Annotated in this window: 18 protein-coding genes; 4 read left to right on the forward strand and 14 right to left on the reverse strand. The window is 63.9% G+C overall.

Going from position 1 to position 19674, the window contains the following annotated elements; translation table 11 throughout:
- Positions 1-11 precede the first annotated feature (11 nt).
- The 9 genes from ACTG2T_RS02550 to ACTG2T_RS02590 are packed head-to-tail and all read right to left on the reverse strand — an operon-like array spanning position 12 to position 9737.
- The gene (locus ACTG2T_RS02550; RefSeq protein ID WP_330124973.1) at positions 12-1211 is read right to left on the reverse strand and encodes an ABC transporter permease; all 1200 of its coding nucleotides are present in this window, start codon (positions 1209-1211) and stop codon (positions 12-14) included.
- Positions 1211-2425 carry an ABC transporter permease gene (locus tag ACTG2T_RS02555; protein ID WP_330124974.1) on the reverse strand — a complete coding sequence of 405 codons (1215 nt, stop codon included), beginning with the start codon at positions 2423-2425 and terminating at the stop codon, positions 1211-1213. The genes ACTG2T_RS02550 and ACTG2T_RS02555 overlap by 1 nt, the downstream gene beginning before the upstream one ends.
- On the reverse strand, positions 2426-3115 hold the full coding sequence (locus tag ACTG2T_RS02560) for an ABC transporter ATP-binding protein (protein WP_330124975.1): 690 nt from the start codon (positions 3113-3115) through the stop codon (positions 2426-2428). It abuts the gene before it with no gap.
- A complete protein-coding gene (locus ACTG2T_RS02565) occupies positions 3108-4247 on the reverse strand; it encodes an efflux RND transporter periplasmic adaptor subunit (protein ID WP_330124976.1) in 1140 nt (379 codons plus the stop codon). The genes ACTG2T_RS02560 and ACTG2T_RS02565 overlap by 8 nt, the downstream gene beginning before the upstream one ends.
- Before the next feature lie 27 nt (positions 4248-4274).
- Positions 4275-7451 carry an efflux RND transporter permease subunit gene (locus ACTG2T_RS02570; protein WP_330124977.1) on the reverse strand — a complete coding sequence of 1059 codons (3177 nt, stop codon included), beginning with the start codon at positions 7449-7451 and terminating at the stop codon, positions 4275-4277.
- Positions 7444-8484, reverse strand: a complete 1041-nt coding sequence (locus ACTG2T_RS02575) for an efflux RND transporter periplasmic adaptor subunit (protein ID WP_330125024.1) — start codon at positions 8482-8484, stop codon at positions 7444-7446. The genes ACTG2T_RS02570 and ACTG2T_RS02575 overlap by 8 nt, the downstream gene beginning before the upstream one ends.
- Positions 8485-8525: 41 nt before the next feature.
- Positions 8526-8996, reverse strand: coding sequence for a YeeE/YedE family protein (locus ACTG2T_RS02580; protein ID WP_005338003.1), 471 nt, complete (start codon positions 8994-8996; stop codon positions 8526-8528).
- A gap of 13 nt (positions 8997-9009) precedes the next feature.
- The gene (locus ACTG2T_RS02585) at positions 9010-9423 is read right to left on the reverse strand and encodes a YeeE/YedE family protein (protein ID WP_191966381.1); all 414 of its coding nucleotides are present in this window, start codon (positions 9421-9423) and stop codon (positions 9010-9012) included.
- Positions 9423-9737, reverse strand: a complete 315-nt coding sequence (locus ACTG2T_RS02590) for an ArsR/SmtB family transcription factor (protein WP_005338008.1) — start codon at positions 9735-9737, stop codon at positions 9423-9425. Before ACTG2T_RS02590 ends, ACTG2T_RS02585 begins: the two co-directional genes overlap by 1 nt.
- An 88-nt stretch (positions 9738-9825) precedes the next feature.
- Here ACTG2T_RS02590 and ACTG2T_RS02595 point away from each other — a divergent pair, with 88 nt between their 5' ends.
- From ACTG2T_RS02595 to ACTG2T_RS02610, 4 genes are all read left to right on the forward strand, one after another.
- On the forward strand, positions 9826-10011 hold the full coding sequence (locus ACTG2T_RS02595) for a YgaP family membrane protein (RefSeq protein WP_005344304.1): 186 nt from the start codon (positions 9826-9828) through the stop codon (positions 10009-10011).
- Between the two features lie 55 nt (positions 10012-10066).
- A complete protein-coding gene (locus ACTG2T_RS02600; protein ID WP_005338013.1) occupies positions 10067-11338 on the forward strand; it encodes an NAD(P)/FAD-dependent oxidoreductase in 1272 nt (423 codons plus the stop codon).
- Positions 11339-11717: 379 nt separating this feature from the next.
- Entirely contained in the window at positions 11718-12122 is a 405-nt protein-coding gene (locus tag ACTG2T_RS02605; RefSeq protein ID WP_330124978.1) for a hypothetical protein, read from the forward strand.
- Between the two features lie 218 nt (positions 12123-12340).
- Entirely contained in the window at positions 12341-13069 is a 729-nt protein-coding gene (locus ACTG2T_RS02610; RefSeq protein WP_123173429.1) for an MgtC/SapB family protein, read from the forward strand.
- Between the two features lie 91 nt (positions 13070-13160).
- Here ACTG2T_RS02610 and ACTG2T_RS02615 read toward each other — a convergent pair whose 3' ends face one another.
- The 5 genes from ACTG2T_RS02615 to ACTG2T_RS02635 form a co-directional block, all read right to left on the reverse strand.
- Positions 13161-14171, reverse strand: coding sequence for a substrate-binding domain-containing protein (locus ACTG2T_RS02615; protein WP_330124979.1), 1011 nt, complete (start codon positions 14169-14171; stop codon positions 13161-13163).
- Positions 14172-14198: 27 nt separating this feature from the next.
- Positions 14199-15614 (reverse strand): glycoside hydrolase family 32 protein, encoded by a 1416-nt coding sequence (locus ACTG2T_RS02620; protein ID WP_330124980.1) that lies wholly within the window; start codon positions 15612-15614, stop codon positions 14199-14201.
- Positions 15614-16978 (reverse strand): sucrose-specific PTS transporter subunit IIBC, encoded by a 1365-nt coding sequence (locus ACTG2T_RS02625; protein ID WP_330124981.1) that lies wholly within the window; start codon positions 16976-16978, stop codon positions 15614-15616. The genes ACTG2T_RS02620 and ACTG2T_RS02625 overlap by 1 nt, the downstream gene beginning before the upstream one ends.
- Positions 16979-17061: 83 nt before the next feature.
- Complete coding sequence (locus tag ACTG2T_RS02630; protein ID WP_330124982.1) at positions 17062-18018, reverse strand: aminoimidazole riboside kinase; 957 nt, start codon at positions 18016-18018, stop codon at positions 17062-17064.
- A gap of 115 nt (positions 18019-18133) precedes the next feature.
- A complete protein-coding gene (locus ACTG2T_RS02635; protein ID WP_330124983.1) occupies positions 18134-19624 on the reverse strand; it encodes a carbohydrate porin in 1491 nt (496 codons plus the stop codon).
- Between the last annotated feature and the right edge of the window lie 50 nt (positions 19625-19674).

A 19674-nucleotide genomic window follows, 5' to 3' on the forward strand; every position in this document is an offset into this window, starting at 1 on the left:
AAAGGGGCGACCTAATCACCGCGCAGGGCAACTACTGGGTCGAGACGCACCGCCCGCAGCGCAGGAGCGACCCCTGCTAGCAGGCCAACCAAAGCGCTGCAACCGAGCGCCAGCAGCAGATAGAGAGGATGGAGGGTGAGCGGCAACCCGGCCGCCAGCAGGGTGAGCAGCAGCTTGAGCCCGCCGAGCAGGGCCAGCCCCATGGCTCCGCCCAGCAGCGCCAGCACCACGGCTTCGAGCAGGAACAGCAATAGAATGCGCCGCCGTGGACAACCCAACGCCATCAGCAAGCCCACTTCGGGGATCCGCTCCTGCTGGGCGATGCTCATGATGCTGAAGATGCCGACCGCCCCGATCAGCAGCGAGATAATGCCGAGCCCGCCAACCGCCAGCTTGATGATGGAGAGTATCTTGTCGAGGCTGGTCAGCATGTCCTGCTGGGAGGTGAGGGTGAAGTCCTCGGCGCCGTGGCGTGCGATCAGCACCCGCCGGATCTGGGCGGTGATATCGGCCTCCGTCTGTCCGGCGCGATAGATGACATCGATCTCCTGCAGCCCCTCCTTGTTGAACAGCGCCTGGGCATGGGCGGCGGGCAGATAGATCATGTCGTCCAGATCAAAGCCGAGAAATTGCCCTTTGGGAGCCAGCACCCCGGCCACCCGAAAACGGCGATCACCGGCCCGCAGCAGACTGCCCGGCGCATCGCCGCCGGGAAACAACTCAGCCGCCACCTTGGCCCCCAGCACCGCATAGGCGCGGGGCATGGCACTGTCGTCCGCGGGCAGAAAACGCCCCTGCACCAGGGTGAGTCGCCAGCCGGAGAGCGCCGCCGGGCCGGTGCCCAGAATAGCGGTGCTGCGGGTCAGTCCGCGGCTGCGCACCTCCCCTTGCCCCTGCACCACAGGGAGCGCCGCCTCTATACCCGGCAATCTGGCCAAAGCATCAGCATCCTCCAGCAGCAGGGGACGACTGCTGGAGAGGATGCCAGGCGGGCCGCCAGCGGTTTCGGTCTTGCCCGGGGTGACGGCGATCAGCCGGGTGCCAAATTGGGAGAAACTGTCGAGCAGATAGAGCCTGAGCCCCTCGCCGATACCGGTGAGCAGGGTCACCGAGGCGATCCCGATGGCAATGCCCAGCGCCGACAGCAGGCTGCGACTGCGCCCTGCCAGCAAGGCGCGCCAGAGCCAGAACAGCAGATCGGCGGCGCGCATCAGCCACCGCTCCACTGCCCGCTGCGCAGGCTGCTGACCGGATCTTGCCGTGCCGCCCGGGAGGCGGGCAGCCAGCTAAAAAACAGCCCGGTCAGCAGGGCCGCCGGTATGGTGCAGAAAGTAGCGAGCAGAGGGACCGCCGCCGGAAATCCGGGCCAAATCACTGCGGCGAGGGCCACCAGGGCATAGCCCAACACAGTGCCAAACAGCGCGCCACTGCCGCTCAACAGCAGCGCCTCCCACAAAAACAGCTGGCGGATCTGGCGACTGTCGGCCCCCAGCGCCTTGAGCAAGCCGATCTCGCCGGTGCGCTGGCGGGTGCTGATCAGCGCCAGATTCATCATCATGATGCCGGAGACCAGCAGGCTGATGGCGCCGATGCCGGCAACTGCCAAGGTGAGGGTCGAGAGAATGGTGGAGAAGGTGGCCAACATGGCGTCACGGCGCACCACGGTCACATCGAGCACCCCGTGGCGCCCCTGCATCAGCTGCTCCAGTCGCTTGACCAGCGGCGGCACGGCTTGCCCCGCCAGCGGCTGGATCAGCAGCCGAAACAGCCCCTCGGTGTTGAACAGCCGCATGGCGCTACCCACCGGGATCAGCGCGGCCTCGGCCATATCCATCCCCAGATTGCTGCTCTGGCTGGTGAAGACCCCCACCACCCGAAAACGGCGATTGTCAAAACGCAGCCACTGACCGACCGGATCGGCCTGACCGAACAGCTCACGGGCCACCTTGGCCCCGAGCAGGACGGCCGGTCGATCCTCTGCGGCATCCCCCGGCAGCCAGCGGCCGGAAAGCAGCTCCAGCCCGTGGGTATCGCGCAGCCCGTTGCTGCTGCCAAGCAGCATGGTCTGGCGCAGCCGCGCCCCCTGTTTGGCCTCGGCAAAGCCCATCACCAGCGGCACCAGCCGCACGTTTGGCTGATGCTGGCCAAGGTAGTGCATATCATCGAGAGTGATCTGCCGCAGACTGTTGCCGGTGACCGGCGGCAGCCCGCCGGTGGTCTCCTTGCGGCCGGGGAACATCACCAGCAGATCCTTGCCAAGGGAGCTGAACTGGTCGGCCACATAGCGCCTCGCCCCCTCCCCCAGCGCGGTGAGCAGCAGCACCGAGGTGACGCTCAGACTCACCGCCAGGATCAAGACCAGCGCCCGTGAGCGCTGGCGCAGCAGGGCCACGGCGGCAAAGCGGATCACATCGGGGCGCCGCATTCAGCCACCGCCGCTATCAATGTTGATGCGGCCATCGTTCATCAGGATCCGCCTGCCCGCCCGATCACCGAGGCGCGGGTCGTGCGTCACCACCACCAGCGTGATCCCCTGCTCCCGGTTGAGCCCCTCCAGCAGGGTAATCACCTCCTTCCCGGAGCGGGAGTCGAGATTGCCGGTGGGCTCGTCGGCCAGGATCAGCCGCGGCGCCATTGCCATGGCCCGGGCGATGGCCACCCGCTGACGCTGACCACCGGAGAGCTCGGCAGGGCGGTGTCCGGCCCGGTTCTCCAGCCCCAGCTCCCCCAGCAACTGCTGACTGCGGCGATAGCGCTCGGCGGGGGCGATCCCGCACAGCATCAGCGGCAGCTCGACGTTTTCACGGGCGGTGAGGCGGGAGATAAGGTGAAACGACTGGAACACGAAACCGATGCGATGGCCGCGCAGCTGGGCCAGTGCCGGCTCTGACAGCGTGGCGGTATCCTCCCCTCCCAGCCAGTAACGCCCCTCATCGGGCCGATCCAGCAGCCCCAGCACATTGAGCAGGGTCGATTTGCCGGATCCCGAGGGGCCCATCACCGCCAGATACTCCCCCTCGGCAACCCGCAGAGAGACGCGATCGAGGGCAGCCACCTCGCTCCCCCCCAGAGTGAAACGACGGCTGACGGCATCAAGGCGAATGAGATCACTCATCCGTCTGCTCCGTGGCGGCGCTGAAAGGGCCCTCCCCGACAATCTGTCCGGGCTGGGCTGCCAGCCGATCACCGACGGCGAGCCCCTCGGCCACTTCAATCCAGTTCCAGTTCTCCACGCCCCAACGGGGCATCACCCGCACCAGCTTATCCCCTTCCAGCCGCAGCACGCTGCCATCGTCGGCACGGCTGCTGGCCGCTACCCGCAGCACATCGGTGGCGCGGGTCACCTCGACCTCAAGGTCGGCACTGTAGCCAATAAGCAGGGGGACATCGGTGGGCAGGGCAGTGAGCGCCGCCTCCACCTCCACGGTGCGGGCCTGCTTCTCCAGCTCCTTCACATAGGGGGCGATGCGGGTGACGGTGGCGGCAAAATCGCGCCCGGGCATGGCGTCGAGCAGTACCCGGGCAGACTGGCCCACCTTGAGGCGGGCAGCATCCACCTCATCGATGGGGGCTGAGACATACAGACAGCGATCGTCGATAAGATCGATCACCGGGGGCATGGCCACTCCGGGCGGTGAGGGGGTCATGTATTCGCCCAGCTTGCTGTTGACCTCTGCCACCACACCGGCAAACGGCGCCTGCAGGCGGCGCTCGCTCAAGCGAGCCTCCACCTGGGCGACCTGCGCCTCGTCAACCCGCTCCTGCTGACGGGATGCCTGACAGACATAGCGGCGGGTATCGGCCAGATTCTGGGCCTGCTCGGCGAGGGTGCGGGAGGTGAGGTTTTTGGCCAGCAAGGTGGCCAGCCGGTTAGCCTCCCGCTCGTAGTAGGCCGCCTCGCTGCAACGCTCCTCGCGCTGGGTCTTGCCAAGGGCCTGCTGGGCGCGGGCCCGGGCGAGATCAGCGCGGATATCGTCACTCCAGAGGGTCAGCAGCAGATCTCCCCGGGCAACCCGCTCCCCGGCCTTAACGGCGATCTGCTCCACCACGCCGCCACCGGGCAGACTGAGTCCGGCCCGCTGACACGACTTGATGGTGCCGGCCCGGGTGTTGACCACGGTGACCAGCACATCCCCCCGCCCGACCTCAGCCAGCCTGATCGGCGTCGGCTGCGGTCGCCACCACCATGCCACAGCAGCCACCGCTACCACGGCGCCACTTCCCCACCACAACCAACCTCTCTTCATCGCGCATCCTTTCGCTAGTGACTCCCGTCATGAGCGTCGGGAGAGCAGGGCATAATAGAGCAAGGGTATCACCACCAGGGTGAGCAAAGTGGAGACCAGGATCCCGAAAATCAGGCTGATGGCCAGTCCGTTGAAGATGGGATCATCGAGGATAAACAGGGCTCCGATCATCGCCGCCAACGCCGTCAGCATAATGGGTTTGGCCCGCACCTGCGCCGCTTCGATCACCGCCTGCTCGAACGCCACTCCGGCGCTGCGCTGCTGCTCGATAAAGTCCACCAGCAGGATGCTGTTGCGTACGATGATCCCGGCCAGGGCGATCATCCCGATCATCGAGGTGGCGGTAAACTGGGCCCCCAGCAGGGCGTGGCCCGGCATCACCCCTATGATGGTGAGCGGAATGGGAGCCATGATGATGAGCGGCACCAGATAGGAGCGGAACTGGGCCACCACCAGCAGATAGATGAGGATCATCCCAACTCCGTAGGCGATACCCATGTCGCGGAAGGTCTCGTAGGTGATCTTCCACTCACCGTCCCACAACAGCGCCACCTCCCCCAGCTTGTCGGGCTGCTGCACGTAATATTGGGGCAGGTCGATATCGGCACCGGCGGCAAACATGCCGTAGAGCGGGCTGTCGGTATTGCCACCCATGTCGGCCACCACCATCACCATGGGCTGCATGTTCTTGTGCATGATATAGGTGGGGGCCACCTCATCACGGCGACTCACCAGCTCGGAGACCCGCACCAGCTGGCCACTCTGGCTGCGCACCTTGAGGGCCAGCACGCCCGCCAGATCCCGTTTGTCACCGGGTGCCAGTTCGATGCGGATCGGCACCGGATACTTGGCACCATGCCCCTGCAGCCAGCTGGCATCCTGATAACCCACCCCGCCATTGAGGGTGTTCACCAGATCCCCGAGATCGACCCCGAGCAGGGCCGCCTTGCTGCGATCCACCACCAGCCGCCACTTGGGCTGCGGGTCGGTCAGATAGATATCCACATCCACCAGATCCGCCGTGGCCACAAAACGGGCCTGTACGGCGCGAGCGGCCGCTTCGCGGGCGGCCTGAGTCGGGCCATAGATCTCGGCAACGATGGGGGACCAGACCGGCGGGCCGGGGGGCACCTCTACCACCTTGAGGTTGCCCCCTGCCGCACTGGCGATAGCCTGCAGCGGCTCCCGAACCGACTGGGCAATCTGGTGACTGCTGCGATCCCGCTCATGCTTGTCCACCAGATTGACCTGAATATCCCCCACGTTGGCGCCGCTGCGGATAAAGTAGTGGCGCACCAGCCCGTTGAAATTGATGGGGGCGGCGGTGCCGGCGTAGATCTGGTAATCCTTCACCTCCTCCACCTTGGCAAGCTCCCGCCCGACCGCCAGCAGGGTGCGCTCGGTCTGCTCCAGGGTCGCCCCCTCCGGCATATCGAGCACCAGCTGAAATTCCGACTTGTTGTCAAAGGGGAGCATCTTGAGCACCACCCACTGCACCACCGGCATTGCGGTGGCGGCCCCGACCAGCAGCAACACCGCCAGCCAGAGCTTGCGTCTGGCGCGCTTGGCGCCATCACCGATCAGGAAAGGGGTCATCAGCCGGTGAAAAAGACCCGCCTTGGCCTCGCCGTGGGCACCGTGCACCGAATCCTTGAGCAAATGGCTCGCCAGCCAGGGGGAGAAGATAAAGGCCACCAGCAGGGAGATAAGCATCCCCATGCTGGCATTGATGGGGATGGGGCTCATGTAGGGGCCCATCAGGCCACTGACAAAGGCCATCGGCAGCAAGGCCGCGATGACGGTCAGGGTCGCCAGTATGGTCGGCCCCCCCACCTCATCCACCGCCCCCGGAATCAGATCCTTGAGCGCCCCCTTGCCCAAGCCGCGATGGCGGTGGATGTTCTCCACCACCACAATGGCGTCATCCACCAGAATGCCGATGGAGAAGATCAGCGCAAACAGCGACACCCGGTTGAGGGTAAAGCCCCAGGCCCAGCTGGCAAACAGGGTCAGCGCCAGGGTGATGACGATGGCAACGCCAACTACCAGCGCCTCGCGCCAACCCATGCTCACCAGCACCAGCACCACCACCGCCGTGGTGGCAAAAATCAGCTTGCCGATGAGGGTGTTGGATTTGGTCTCGGCGGTGACGCCGTAGTCACGGGTCACCGTCACCTCGACGCCAGCCGGGATGAGTCGATTCTTGAGGCTCTCGACCCGTTCTTCCACCCGCTTGGCCACCTCGACCGCGTTCTGGCCGGGCTGCTTGCCGATGGCCAGCGTCACCGCCGGATAACTGGCCTGTCCCATCCCCATCCAACTGCGTTTGGTCGGAGTCTCCTGACCCAGAGAGACCCTGGCCACCTCCCCCAGATAGACCGGCTTGCCGTCGTGCAGTCCCACCACCAGCTCTCTAGCCTCCTGCTCGCTTTGCAGGAACTGCCCCACCTGCACCTTGATCTCACTGTTGTTCTGCTCGATAGCCTGTGTGGTGCCTACCTGATTGGCGGCCGCCAGTCGCTGGCTCAGATCGCCCCAGCTGATGCCGTGGGCGCTGAGGGCCGCAGGATCCGGCATCACCCGCAGCACGGCGCTCTGGCTGCCCAGCGTGTAGATATCGCGGGTACCGGGAATGCGCTTGAGTTCGGTCTCCAGCTCATGGGCGACCCGGGTCAGCTCGGGGGCCCCAAGTTGCTTGCTCCCCTCTTTGCTCCAATCTTTGCTCCATAAGGTCAAACTGACGATGGGGACATCATCGATCCCCCGGGGTTTTACCAGCGGCTGACCAACTCCGATCCCCTGTGGCAACCAGTCGCGGTTGGAGTCGAGCTGGTTGTTGAGATCGACGATGGCCTGCTCGCGGCTTACCCCTACCTTGAACACCACCACCAGCAGGGCGCCATCGGGTTGGGAAAAAGAGTAGAGGGTATCAATGCCCTTTATCTGGGAGACCGCCTGCTCGGCTGGGGTGGTAACGAGAGAGGCCACTTCAGCCGGAGTGGCTCCCGGAAAGGGAATGTAGACATCGGCGAAGGTGACATCGATCTGCGGCTCCTCCTCCTTGGGGGTCACCAGCACTGCAAACAGACCGAGCAGCAACCCCACCAGCGCCAGCAGCGGGGTGATGGCCGAGCCTTGGAACAGCGCAGCCAGCCGACCGGCAGGCCCCAGCCTCTCCTTGTTGCCGTTCAGCTCGCTACTCATGGGCCACCTCCTGCTGCTGCGCCCAGGCATCGGGGGCCAACTTGTCACCGGCTTGCAGCCCGGCCAGGATCTCGCACTGTCCCTCGACACAATGGCCGACCCGCACCGGCGTCAGGGCCCAGCCAGCGGGCTGCTGCAGATAGACGCCATTGAACTCCCCTTGCCGCAGCAGGGCGCGATCCGGCACCTGCAACACCTGACGTTCACCCTGCTTGAGCTGCACCTTGAGCCACATGCCGGGCAATACCCCGGCGGTTTGCGGCGGCAAGTCGAGGCGCAACTTGAAGGCGTGGCTCTGGCTGTCGGCATAGTTGAAGCGGGTCAATTTGACCGGGGTAACAGACTTGCCATCCGGCAGCAGCACCTGCACATCCGCAGGCTCACGAGCCAGCGTCAGGGCGGATTGGGGCAACTCCACCTCCACCCGCAAGGTGTCGAGAGAGAAGCCGGAGAGCAGCGGGGTACCGGGGGCGACAGTCTCCCCCAACTCCACCAGCCGTTTGGTCACCACTCCGGCGTAAGGGGCCAGAATGCGGGTATAACCGTAGGCCTCACGGGCCTGAGTGAGGGCCGCATCGGCAGCGTTCACCTCGGCGCGGGCGGCGCGATCTGTCGCCTGGGCATTGTCGAGCTGGGCCCGGGTGATCACCCCCTTGGCAATCAGCGCCTGAAAGCGGGCGAGCTGGCGCTCGGCTTCCACTTGCTGGGCCTGTGCCCGCGCCAGCCGCGCCTCGGCACCGGAAACGGCGGCAAACTGCTCCTTGCCGCTGATCTCCAGCAGCGGCTGTCCCGCCTGCACCTGATCGTTCACATCCACCAGCATGCGGGAAACCCGGCCACTGGTCTGGGCAGCCACCGTCCCCTGATTGATGGCACTGACGGTGCCATCCAGCGTCAGCCAGTCGGTCACCGGCTGTGGCGTCACTGTCAACAGGGGCTCTGGCTCCCCTTCAGCGGCAAGGGCCCGGGGGGATGTCATGGCCTGCGATGTCATCACCAACAAGGTGATCCCCAGCAACCGGATCTTTTCCATCATTACTCTCCTTCCCTGGCGTAATCTGTCACTTCACGGGATCAGGCGGTATGGGACTGGCGCACCTTATCCACTCCCCGAACTGGCGCCTTGGTCAGCACCCTGGCCAGCCCTCTGTCAAACAGCAAGATCCCGGCCACCATGGCCGCTATAAACAACATTATCATGGGCTGCCCGCTGGAAATGAGACTCAGAGCAGGCCCAGGACAGATGCCCACCAATCCCCAGCCGATACCAAACAGCGCGGCCCCGCCGATCAGCCTGCGCTCCAGCCGAGGGGCCGGTACGGCGGCGATGGGCTCACCCAGCACACTCTGGCGACGGGGTTTCACCAGCAGAAAATAACCCGGCATAAAGACCAGCAGGGCGCCCCCCATCACGAAGGCGAGGCTGGGATCCCAGGCCCCGGCCAGATCGAGAAAACCGGTGACCCGGGCGGGATCCATCATGCCGGAGATGGCCATCCCCAGTCCGAACAACACACCCGCAAACAAACTTGTCAGCAACTTCATGGCGATCAGCCCCTTACAGCAGATGATGAGTAATGAAGACGGTGATAAAGCCTGCCGCCATAAAGGTGAGGGTGGCGACGATGGAGCGCAGGGAGAGCCGCCCCATGCCACAGATGCCGTGGCCGCTGGTGCAGCCATTGCCAAGACGGGTACCGATGCCGACCAACAGACCTGCCAGCAACACTACAGGCCAGCTGGGCAAGGTGGTGAATGCGGGCATACTGGCCCAGCCCAGGGTCAGCGCCAGCCAGGCGCCCGCCCCGAGCCCCAGCAGAAACAGCACCCGCCAGGGCGCACGGTGTTGCAGCGCACCGGCCAGAATGCCGCTGATGCCGGCCACCCGACCGTTGAACAACATCAGGGTCAGGGCCGACAGCCCCGCCAGCATGCCACCGCCCAAAGAGAGCAGCCATTGGCTTTCCATCATCAAGATTCCTTATTTTCCGAGTGACAAAAATGGGTTTGCAGCGCTCCCAGCACATCGGCGGCCGCCTCGCTCACCAGCGAGTAGTAGATCTGCTGGGAGACCTTGCGCGAACGGATCAGGCCGTAGCGCTTCAATACCGAAAGTTGCTGGGAGAAGGCTGACTGCCCGAGTTGGCTATGGGCCAGCAGCTCCCCGACCCCCTTCTCCCCCTCCACCAGCTGGCAGAGCACCATCAGGCGTTCGGGATGAGCCAACGCCTTGAGCAGGGAGGCGGCGGCTGTCGCATGTCTGTTCATCTCGTCGAATTGGCTCATAAGAGTAAATTAGCAATTGCTGATATTTGTTCTATTGTATAAAACAACACTAAATTAGCAATATCTAAAGTAGATAAGGAGAAAGACCATGACTGTAGATAACGGAGTCAGAATCGTCGCGGGTTGCATGTTGCTGCTCTCGCTTATCCTTACCACCTGGGTTCATCCGGGCTTTGTCTGGTTGAGTGCCTTTGTCGGGGTCAACCTGATCCAGAGCGCATTCACCGGTTTCTGCCCGGCAGCGATGATCCTCAAACGGATAGGATTTAAATAACAGGGTCGGATGACCTAGGCTCATACGAGCGTGTAATAAACGCAGGAGGCTGAACATGGCAACGGTAATCGTCATCGGCGCGGGTCTCGGGGGCATGTCTGCCGCCTACGAACTCAAGGCCGAACTGGGCAAGCAGCATGAGGTGATCCTCATCAATGACAAGCCGGACTTTGAATTCACCCCCTCCAACCCCTGGATTGCCGTCCAGTGGCGGGAGCGCAAGGAGACCTCGATCCCCATCGAACCCCATGTGAAGAAAAAGGGGATCCGCTTTATCCATGCCGCCCTGACCGAGCTGCAACCGGCAGCGCAGCAGCTCACCCTCTCCGATGGCCAGACCCTGCGTTACGACTTTCTGGCAATCTGCACCGGCCCGGCCCTCGCCTTTGACGAGGTGACGGGGGCTGGCCCCGAATCCGGTGGCACCACCAGCGTCTGTACCCTCTCCCACGCCGAAGAGTGCCGCCACAGTGTCAGTGCCCTGGTAGATGAGCCCGGCCCGGTGATTGTCGGCGCCATGCCGGGCGCCTCCTGCTTCGGCCCCGCCTACGAGTATGCGTTCATCCTCGATCGCCACCTGCGCGACAAGAAGGTGAGAAAAAATGTGCCCATGACCTTTGTCACCAGCGAGCCCTACATCGGCCATCTGGGTCTCAACGGCGTGGGCGACTCCAAGGGGATGCTGGAGAGCGAACTGCGAATGCGCGACGTGCAGTGGATCTGCAATGCCCGCACCGTGGCGGCGCAAGATGGCCAGATGACGGTGGAGGAGCTGGACGATGAGGGCAACATCAAGCGCACCCACACCCTGCCCTACAAACACGCCATGATGCTGCCCGCTTTTGTCGGCATTGCGCCGCTGCGAGGCATCGAGGGGCTGGTCAATCCCCGCGGCTTTGTCATCGTCGACGAACACCAGCGTAATCCCGCCTTCCCGCAGATTTACGCCGCCGGGGTCTGCATCGCCATTGCCCCGCCGCACAAGACGCCGGTACCAACCGGGGTGCCCAAGACCGGCTATATGATTGAGGCGATGGTGCGCACCCTGAGCCACAACATCAAGGCGGAGCTCAGCGGCCAGCCGCCGGTGACCAAGGCAGTGTGGAATGCCATCTGTCTGGCAGACATGGGGGACACCGGCGCCGCCTTCGTCGCCATGCCGCAGATCCCGCCGCGCAACGTCGCCTGGTTCAAGAAAGGAAAGTGGGTCCATCTGGCCAAGATCGCCTTCGAGAAGTACTTTCTGCACAAGATGCAGGTGGGGGATACCGAGCCCATCTACGAAAAACTGATGCTCAAATACCTCGGCATCGACAAGACCGAATGACCCCGCAGACCCGGCCCTCGCCGGGTCTGCTTTTGGCGGCCCTGCGCGGCAAAATGGGCTTTCGATTATGTTTCAAGATGTTGCTGCGGGCGGCGCGGGGTTTACCCTGCCTGCCGCCTCGGCTATCATTCGAGCCTCTTATCAATAGCGGAGACCATCAGTGGGCAACTCATCAAGTGACAGTTGTAGACCGACCCTCATCGTCGGTACCAAGGTCGCGAGCTAGCCGCAGGTCTTTCTCTGCCGCAACTCGCAACCCTGCGAGAAGCGGAAATCCACTCCCCTCTTCTCCCTTTTTACACTTGACGTCTGGTGACCTGTGGCCAACCGCCACGGTCGCCATGCCTGCATAGTTTCTGCTTCCCACAAGGAGGCTGCTATGCGTTTTATCTCAATCAAACCGGCTGCGGATCGCGCGGTCGCAACAGGTTCTGTTGCTACCCGGGCTCACCCCCTGTTGAGCAGGCTCGGCCGTGGCATGCTGCCACGCTGGCTGGGCGGCAAACAGCGTCAGCACCACTATAGGCTGCAGATCCGCTGTGAGGATCGCGCCGATATGGAGCTGGTGCTGGATATGGTGAACCACACGTTGCAACCGGCCGGGCTGCAACCGATGCAATCGATGAAGCCGGGTCGCGGCGGCGGGCGAGAGCTGGTGCTCAACCTGCAGTGCACCCCGCCCCAGCGACGCTATCTGGTGCAGTTCGTTCATCAGGTCGGAGTAGCACATCCGGTGCGCTGGCAACTGCGCCCACGCATCGACTGCGATCCCGATCTCAACTGACCGCACACCTGCGTTAACCACTGTGCAGGGGGCCAGCCACGCTGGCCCCCCCTTGTTGCGTCCTCTCCGAGCGTCAGGGCATCTGATGATGCCCGCGCCCCGGGACGCCGCGTTTTGTTTGTCTGCTGGCCATCCGCGCAATCATCCCCTGATCCATCCGCCTCCCGGCGTTTCATCGTGGATTGCACCAAGCCAGCACTTATCAGAAGGAGTACGCCATGAAGATGTGGCAACAAATTGACATGATCTCCCTGCTCGACACCCTGGCCAGCCTGCTGCTCGCCTTTGTGCTCGGCAGTCTGGTCGGGCTGGAGCGTCAGTACCGCCAACGTACCGCGGGCCTTCGCACCAACGTGCTGGTCGCCGTGGGGGCCGCCCTGTTCGTCAGTCTGGCCCAGCGTATCTATGACCTGCACGGCGGCAACTACAACGTGGTCCATGTTGTGGCCTATATCGTCTCCGGCATCGGCTTTCTCGGTGCCGGCGTCATCATGCGCGAATCGGGCAATATCCGCGGCATCAACACCGCCGCCACTCTCTGGGGTGTAGCTGCGGTCGGCGCCGCCTGTGGCGCAGGGCTGGCCATGGAGGCAATTCTGGGCGCCCTGTTCGTGCTCGCCGCCAACACCCTGCTGCGACCGCTGGTCAACCAGATCAACCGCCGTCCGGTGGACAATACCGACACCGAAGTGACCTACAAGGTGACAGCCCTGACCCAGCGCGAGCATCAAAAAGAGGTGCTGCACTGGCTCGAGGAGATGCTGGAGCAGGCCAACTACCCCCTGAGCGAGCTCGACATCGAGCCGTTTGGCGCGGGAGATCTGGAGATCTCGGCAGTGTTGCTGGCTACCTCCATCGATGGCGACGAGCTGGATGCCCTGATGGTGAAACTCGGCATCCACCCCCATATCAAGCAGGTGTTCTGGCGCACCAGTACCACCGACTGAGCCGTTGGTCAGAGGAACGAGCCATCCGCCCGCAGCAAAAAGCCCCGCCAGCCATGGCGGGGCTTTCTCATATGAGATGGGCGAAGAGTGGCTAGCGGCGACTGCGCCAGCGCACCCTGGGGGTGATCACCTGGGCGGTCTGCGCCGGGGGATTGCCCGCTATCAGTTGCTGCATCAGCTCGAAAGCGGCGTGGGCCAGCGCCGGACAATCCTGCGCCACCGAGTCGATGCGCATGGGAATGCAGTCGAGCAGGTCGTGATCATCGAAGGTGCACAGGCGCATGCCCGTCTCCATCAGCCCCGCCTCGTTAAGGTAGCGCAGTACCCCTTCCAGCAGGGTAAAGGAGGCGGTAAAGAGCCCCTTGGGGGGGGATCCCAGCTCGGCCACCAGCTCGGCCATCAGCTGATAACCGGAGCTCGGCTGGTAGTCGCGATGGCGCACCCGGGCGGCATCGGCTTCAAAACCGGCGCGATGAAGCCCCAGCTCATAGCCCGCCAGCCGGTGACGACTGGGGGAGAGATCCAGCAAACCGCCGAAGTAGTAGATCTCCTCGCCGCACTCGCTGGTCATGTCCCGCACCAGCTCGGCGGTGGCCTTGCAGGCATCGGAGATCACCATGGGCAGGCGCGACTCGCCGATATGGCGGTCGAGCTGCACCACCGGCAAGCGGTCGTGAATGCGGGCATAGATGTCATCGCTGTGGCCGCTGGAGGCGACAATCAGCCCATCCACCTGACGGCTGATGAGGTTGTCCACCACCCGCTGCTCGAGAGCGGGATCATCCTCGGAACAGGCGATCAGCAGCTGGATGCCCGCCTCCCGGCAGTGGGCCTCGAGGGCGCGGGCGATGCGGGCAAAACCAAAGTTGGTGAGATCGGGGATCACCAGCCCCCAGGTGTAGCTGCGGGTCTCGCGCAGGGAGCGGGCGTGAAAGCTCGGCAGGTAGTGACACTCCTCCGCCACCGCCTGAATGCGCTTGCGGGTATCGTCGGCAATCCGGTACTCCGCACTCTTCCCGTTGAGCACCAGACTGGCGGTCGCCTTGGACACCCCCGCCAGTTCGGCGATCTGGGCAATCGTGATCCGTTTCTTCTTCTCCACCTGGCCTCCCGGCTGACTAGAACCGGGCTATTGTACTAGGCACGCCGACAGCGGCCAGTGATTGAGGCAAATTTTGCAGCCATCATCGCCGTTACCTGATGAAAGTTGCGGCTTCTCCCCGGGGAAGTAGCGCGCCGACAGGCAGTGTCGCCCCTCATCGATGAAACACTCCAGACTGGAGCGATCGCACAGCACAGAGATCCGCCCGCCAGCCCATGGGCTGCTGCGGGTCTCCCACGCCCCGCTCTGCCAGTTCTGGCGCCGCAAGGTGATGCGCCCCGGCTGCCACACCAGCTCGGCCACGGCGCCGAACCAGAGACTCCCCTCACCGCAGAGATCCAGATCGAGCCAGGCCGAGTCGATGGCCAACCCCGGAAACTCGCCAAGCGTCCCCTCGAAGCGGGTCAGCTCTCCCTTCAATGCCGCCAGCTCCGCCACCGGCCGCTGGCAGAGCCACTCATCCTGCCAGAACAGCTCCCGCGGGCAGCTCATCTGGTGGATCCAGCCGTGAGCGACAGTGGGCTGGCTCATCTCGTTCTCCTCCGGCTGCCCCAGCCAGCCAAACAAGAGGCGGCGCCCCTGACTGTCTCGGGTGGTTTGCGGCGCATAGAACTCGAAGCCCCGGTCCAGCTCGTGGAAAGCCCCGTGCTCGAAGCGCTCGCCGTCGAAGTTGCCCACCAGCCAACCGCACTGGTAGAGGTTGCGATAATCCTCGCCTGCCGGGGCAATCCCCTGCGGGCAGCTGATCAGCACATGGCGCTCCCCCAGCGGGAAGAGATCCGGGCACTCCCACATATAGCCAAACTCACCCAGCCCCCCTCGCCCGCTACCGGCGATGGGGCCCACCCGCTGCCAGCTTTGCAGGGTGTCGCCGCGATAGAGCAGCACTTCCCCCTTGTCATCCAGAGTGCGAGCCCCCAGCACCATCAGCCACTGCTGGCCGTCGTGCCACACCTTGGGATCGCGCACATGGCCGCTGTAGCCTGCGGGCAGATCCAGCACAGGCCCCAGCTTGGCAAAACCGGCCTCACCGTCGGCGCGGGCCAGACACTGATAAGCGGTACGACTGCCATCCGGGTATTTGACATTGCCGGTGTAGATAAGAGTCAGGCGCCCCTGCTCGTCGCTCACCGCAGAGCCCGAATAGCAGCCGTGGCTCTCATAGGCTTCGGTGGGCAACAGCGCCATCGGCTCGTGGTGCCAATGCAACAGATCGGTGGAGGTGACATGGCCCCAGCCCTTGTTGCGGTGCTCGCAGCCAAGCGGATTCCACTGGTAGAAGAGGTGGTAGCGCCCGTCGTGCTCGATAAAGCCGTTGGGATCGTTAAGCAGCCCCACCGGGGCTGCCAGATGCCAGCGGGGCCGATGGGGATCGGCCGCCGCCTTGAGCTGTCCGGCCAGCAGCGACCGGACAATCTGGTTGAGAAGATCGCGTTCCTTCATCACTCCACCTTGTACTTGAGCAGGTAGGAAGCAGCGAAGGCGGTGCCAAAGGCGATCACCAGCCCGATGATGTAGTGAACAAGGCTCATGGGCTGGACGATGGCCATGCCGGGAATACCGGTCAGCCCCACAGCCGTCATCCCCACCTTGGCCGCCACCACGTAGGCGCCGCCGCAGGCCCCGCCAAACAGACCGGCGAGAAAGGGTTTGATGTAACGCAGGTTCACCCCGAAGATCGCCGCTTCCGTTATGCCCAGCAGGCAGGACATAGCCGCCGGCACGGTAATGGCCTTGATCTTCACGTCGCGAGTCTTGAAGTAGACCGCGAGGCAAGCCCCGCCCTGTGCCACGTTGGCCATGGCCCAGATGGGCAGCAGGAAGTTGACGCCAATTTGCGGATTGGCCAACAACCCCGCCTCGATGGCGTGGAAGCTGTGATGGATGCCGGTGATGACGATAAGCGAGTAAGTGCCACCAAATACCAGCCCCGCCAGCCAGCCTGCCTGCTCATAGAGGGCGCTCAGACCGAACGAGATGCCATCCCCCAGCACCCGACCCGCCGGGCCGATAAAGAGCAGCGCCACGAAACCGGTGATGATGACGGTGAGGAATGGCGTGAGGATCAGATCCAGCGCATCCGGAATGCGCTTGCGCAGCTGTTTCTCCAGATGGGACATAAACCAGACCGCCAGCAGCACCGGGAAGACGGTGCCCTGATAGCCGATCATGGCGACATCGAGCCCAAAGAAGTCCATGGTCTTGAAGCCACCGGCCACGCCCCAGGCGTTGGTCAGCACCGGGTGGGTGAGGATGCCGCCAAGGGTCGCCCCGAGGTACGGATTGCCGCCAAACTCCCGCGCCGCCGTAAAGCCGATGAGGATCGGCAGTATGATAAAGGCCGCCGAGCTGAACATGTCGAGCATCACAAACAGGGCGCTGTCGGCATTGACCCAACCGTAGGTGCGCACCATGCCGAGCAGCCCCATCAGCAAGCCCGAGGCGACGATGGCCGGAATGATCGGCACGAAGATGTTGGAGAGGGTTCGCGCCAACCGCTGGGCCACGTTGAGCTTGGCCGCCGCCATGTTAGTCAGTTCCGCCTTGCTGGCGGTGCCGGTACCGGTCAGCGCCACAAACTCCGCATAGACCTTATTGACCAGACCGGTGCCGAAGATCACCTGAATTTGGCCCGCGTTGCTAAAGCACCCCTTGACCCCCTCCAGCTTGTCGATGGCGGCCTTGTTTACCTTGCTGTCATCGGCCAGCACCAACCGCAGCCGGGTGGCGCAGTGGGCAGCGCTGACGATATTCTCCTTGCCCCCGAGCAGGGGCACCAGATCCTTGGCTATCGCACTGATATTCATATTCTTCCTCTTATGACCCGCCACGCTGGCGGGCCCTAGTCACATGAGAGTAGGGGCTGTCGAACCGGGCTTCTAGCCGCAGATCAACAGCCGCTTGCGCCTGATCGCAAAAAGGCATCCAGTTCGGAGCGGGTCGGCAGCGCCGTCATCGCCCCCTTGGCGGTGGTGGCGAGCGCCCCGCAGCCGTGGGCCTGAGCCAGGATGGCGGGTAGCTCGGCCATGGTTGGCAGCGAGGTCCGCCCGGCCAGCGCCGCCAGCAGACCGGCGACGAAGGCATCCCCCGCCCCCGTGGTGTCGATGGGCGTCACTTTCTGCCCCACCCACTCCAGCAACTCGCCATCAAGGCGAGCCACCACCCCGGCCGCCCCTCTGGTCACCAGCACCAGCGCCGGGCCAGAGAGGGTGGCAAGCCCAGCGACCAGATCGTCCTCGCCGCTCAGCAGTTGCAGCTCCTCAATGGAGAGCTTGACCACATCCGCCTGCGCAATAGCCTGACGCACCAGCGGCAGCATCTCGGCGGGGTTGCCCCACACCTCGGGGCGCAGGTTGGGGTCGAAGCAGACCCGCCCGCCTGCCGCCTTGATGTCCGCCATGGCCTGCAGGCAGCTGGTGCGTACCGGCTCGTTGGCGAGCGCGATGGAGCAGGTCAGCAACCACTGACCGGCATCTAAGTGGGGCAACTCATCCGGGGTGAGGAACTGGTCGGCACTGGGGCGCACCATAAAGGTGAAGCTGCGCTCCCCCTCGTCATCCAGTTCTACCAGCACGGTAGAGGTGCGATGGTCTGGATCGAGCCGCAGCGCACCGATATCCACCCCCTCCCCGCTCAGGGTGTCGGCCATAAAGCGGCCGAACGGGTCAGCACCAACCCGGCCGATAAAGGCCGCATCGCCACCCAGCCGTGCCACACCAACCGCCACATTGGCGGGCGCACCACCCGAACACTTGAGGTAGTGCAATGCCCCTTCCGGGATCAAGTCCACCACCGCATCCCCCATTACCCACACACGATTCGTCACCTTGCTACTCCACTGCTGCATCGGATCCACGGTCAAACCCGAACTCTGTTCTGTTGGCTGGCATTATCAGCTAAACCGTTTTAGCCAACCAACAGATCTCGGCACCGGCTGCCATTTTTGTGATCGGGATAACGAACTAGAACCAGGTTTCCATCTGCACGCCAAAGTTCCACTCGCCACCGGCGGTGAAGTTGCTCTGGCCCATGGCATCGTCGCTGGCGTAGTTGTCGAGCTCGGAGGACCAGTCCATCCAGCTGGCGAACACCCTAAGCTCAGGCCGCTCGAAGAAGCCGGCGGTCTGCGCCTTGAAGGTGGGGGCAAAGGTGAGCTTGGTGAAGTTGCCGTTCACCGCCTGGCGTCCCTTGTAACCCTTGGGGTCGAGATCCATGTACTGCCAGGCCGCCTCGTAGACCAGCTCGACGTTCTGGCTCAGCACCTGCGCCACCCGGGTATTGAAGATGAGCCAGCGGTACTCGTCCCCTTTCACGTAGCGATCCTGACTCTGCTCGGCCAGCAGGGCCGGGGCAAAACGCCAGCGCGAGTTGAGATCGGTGGCGCCAAACACGGCGACCCGCACCGCATCGGCGTCCGGCAGCAGCTCGCTGTCAGAGCCCAGCCCCTTGACCTCGGCCCCCAGCCCATGACCATACAACACCGCCGCCTTGGCAAACCCTGGGTTGATGCCAAAGAAGCTCTCGCCGTGGTAGGCAAACAGGGTGTGTGCCCCCTTGTCCGCCGCCGCGCTGCCCGTCCCCTTGTCATTGATGCGGGCGTCATTGTCCTTGGCCGAGAGGCCGTTCACCATCCACTGCCAGTTGCCGACGCGGTTGTTCATGGTGAGGATGTAGCTCTCGATATCGGAGAGACCGCTGGCGCTGATGTCACCGTAATCGCGGCCATAGAGAGAGAAGTTGGCCTTCCAGCTGTCGGCCAGTTGCACGTCGTAGACGCCGCCGCCGGTACCGGCCAGGAACACCACGTCGGAGTCGAGCCAGTGGATGTCAAAGTTGTCCCGATCAAAGCGCTTGCCCGCCCACAATACTGCATTCTTGAAGGGGCCGTTGAAGCTCGCCAGATTGCCGATCTCGGCAAACACCTGACGGGTATTGAGGCTCGAATCGCTGGCGGTCCAGTCGTTGCTGGTCTCAACCCCGTCTGCCAGCATCAGCTTGTAGCGGGCCCAGCTACCATCCTCGAAGGTCTGGGTTTTCAGCAGGTTGGCCTCCATGTAGGTGTCATCCTCGTTGCCAAGGCGACCGACGGCCCCGCCCACCGAACCGGCTGGCGTGATGTAGGGGCCGCCGCGCCCACCGTTGCCATTGCTGTTTACCAACAGGCCCGAGCGAGCGTAACCATGAAACTCGAAGCCCTGGGCGCCGGCGGTCTTCTCATCCACCTTCTGGCTGCGACTGTCGGCCACCTGCGCCTGCTCGCTCGCCGCGCTCGCCTTCACTTCCGCCTGACTGGCACGGCTCTCTGCCGCCTCGGCTCTCGCTTCAGCCGCCTGTACCCGCGCCTCCAGCGCCGCCAGACGGGCCTCGATACCGCCATCCGCCGCCCACAGCGGGCTGATCATCCCCAATCCCAGCGCTACCGCCAGCGCCAACTTGCTCTTGAACATCATCATCTTCCTCACCTGTCATCTGTGGCCCGAACGGGCGCTGTTGTTATCGACAG

It is taken from the genome of Aeromonas sp. 75A (assembly GCF_051919425.1).
Classification (GTDB): domain Bacteria; phylum Pseudomonadota; class Gammaproteobacteria; order Enterobacterales; family Aeromonadaceae; genus Aeromonas; species Aeromonas veronii.

Bases quoted from the DNA above. Each gene is read 5' to 3' on its own strand.
- ACTG2T_RS02550 (WP_330124973.1), bottom strand. From the start codon at position 1,211: ATGCGCGCCGCCGATCTGCTGTTCTGGCTCTGGCGCGCCTTGCTGGCA.
- ACTG2T_RS02555 (WP_330124974.1), bottom strand. From the start codon at position 2,425: ATGCGGCGCCCCGATGTGATCCGCTTTGCCGCCGTGGCCCTGCTGCGC.
- ACTG2T_RS02560 (WP_330124975.1), bottom strand. From the start codon at position 3,115: ATGAGTGATCTCATTCGCCTTGATGCCGTCAGCCGTCGTTTCACTCTG.
- ACTG2T_RS02565 (WP_330124976.1), bottom strand. From the start codon at position 4,247: ATGAAGAGAGGTTGGTTGTGGTGGGGAAGTGGCGCCGTGGTAGCGGTG.
- ACTG2T_RS02570 (WP_330124977.1), bottom strand. From the start codon at position 7,451: ATGAGTAGCGAGCTGAACGGCAACAAGGAGAGGCTGGGGCCTGCCGGT.
- ACTG2T_RS02575 (WP_330125024.1), bottom strand. From the start codon at position 8,484: ATGGAAAAGATCCGGTTGCTGGGGATCACCTTGTTGGTGATGACATCG.
- ACTG2T_RS02580 (WP_005338003.1), bottom strand. From the start codon at position 8,996: ATGAAGTTGCTGACAAGTTTGTTTGCGGGTGTGTTGTTCGGACTGGGG.
- ACTG2T_RS02585 (WP_191966381.1), bottom strand. From the start codon at position 9,423: ATGATGGAAAGCCAATGGCTGCTCTCTTTGGGCGGTGGCATGCTGGCG.
- ACTG2T_RS02590 (WP_005338008.1), bottom strand. From the start codon at position 9,737: ATGAGCCAATTCGACGAGATGAACAGACATGCGACAGCCGCCGCCTCC.
- ACTG2T_RS02595 (WP_005344304.1), top strand. From the start codon at position 9,826: ATGACTGTAGATAACGGAGTCAGAATCGTCGCGGGTTGCATGTTGCTG.
- ACTG2T_RS02600 (WP_005338013.1), top strand. From the start codon at position 10,067: ATGGCAACGGTAATCGTCATCGGCGCGGGTCTCGGGGGCATGTCTGCC.
- ACTG2T_RS02605 (WP_330124978.1), top strand. From the start codon at position 11,718: ATGCGTTTTATCTCAATCAAACCGGCTGCGGATCGCGCGGTCGCAACA.
- ACTG2T_RS02610 (WP_123173429.1), top strand. From the start codon at position 12,341: ATGAAGATGTGGCAACAAATTGACATGATCTCCCTGCTCGACACCCTG.
- ACTG2T_RS02620 (WP_330124980.1), bottom strand. From the start codon at position 15,614: ATGAAGGAACGCGATCTTCTCAACCAGATTGTCCGGTCGCTGCTGGCC.
- ACTG2T_RS02625 (WP_330124981.1), bottom strand. From the start codon at position 16,978: ATGAATATCAGTGCGATAGCCAAGGATCTGGTGCCCCTGCTCGGGGGC.
- ACTG2T_RS02630 (WP_330124982.1), bottom strand. From the start codon at position 18,018: ATGCAGCAGTGGAGTAGCAAGGTGACGAATCGTGTGTGGGTAATGGGG.
- ACTG2T_RS02635 (WP_330124983.1), bottom strand. From the start codon at position 19,624: ATGATGATGTTCAAGAGCAAGTTGGCGCTGGCGGTAGCGCTGGGATTG.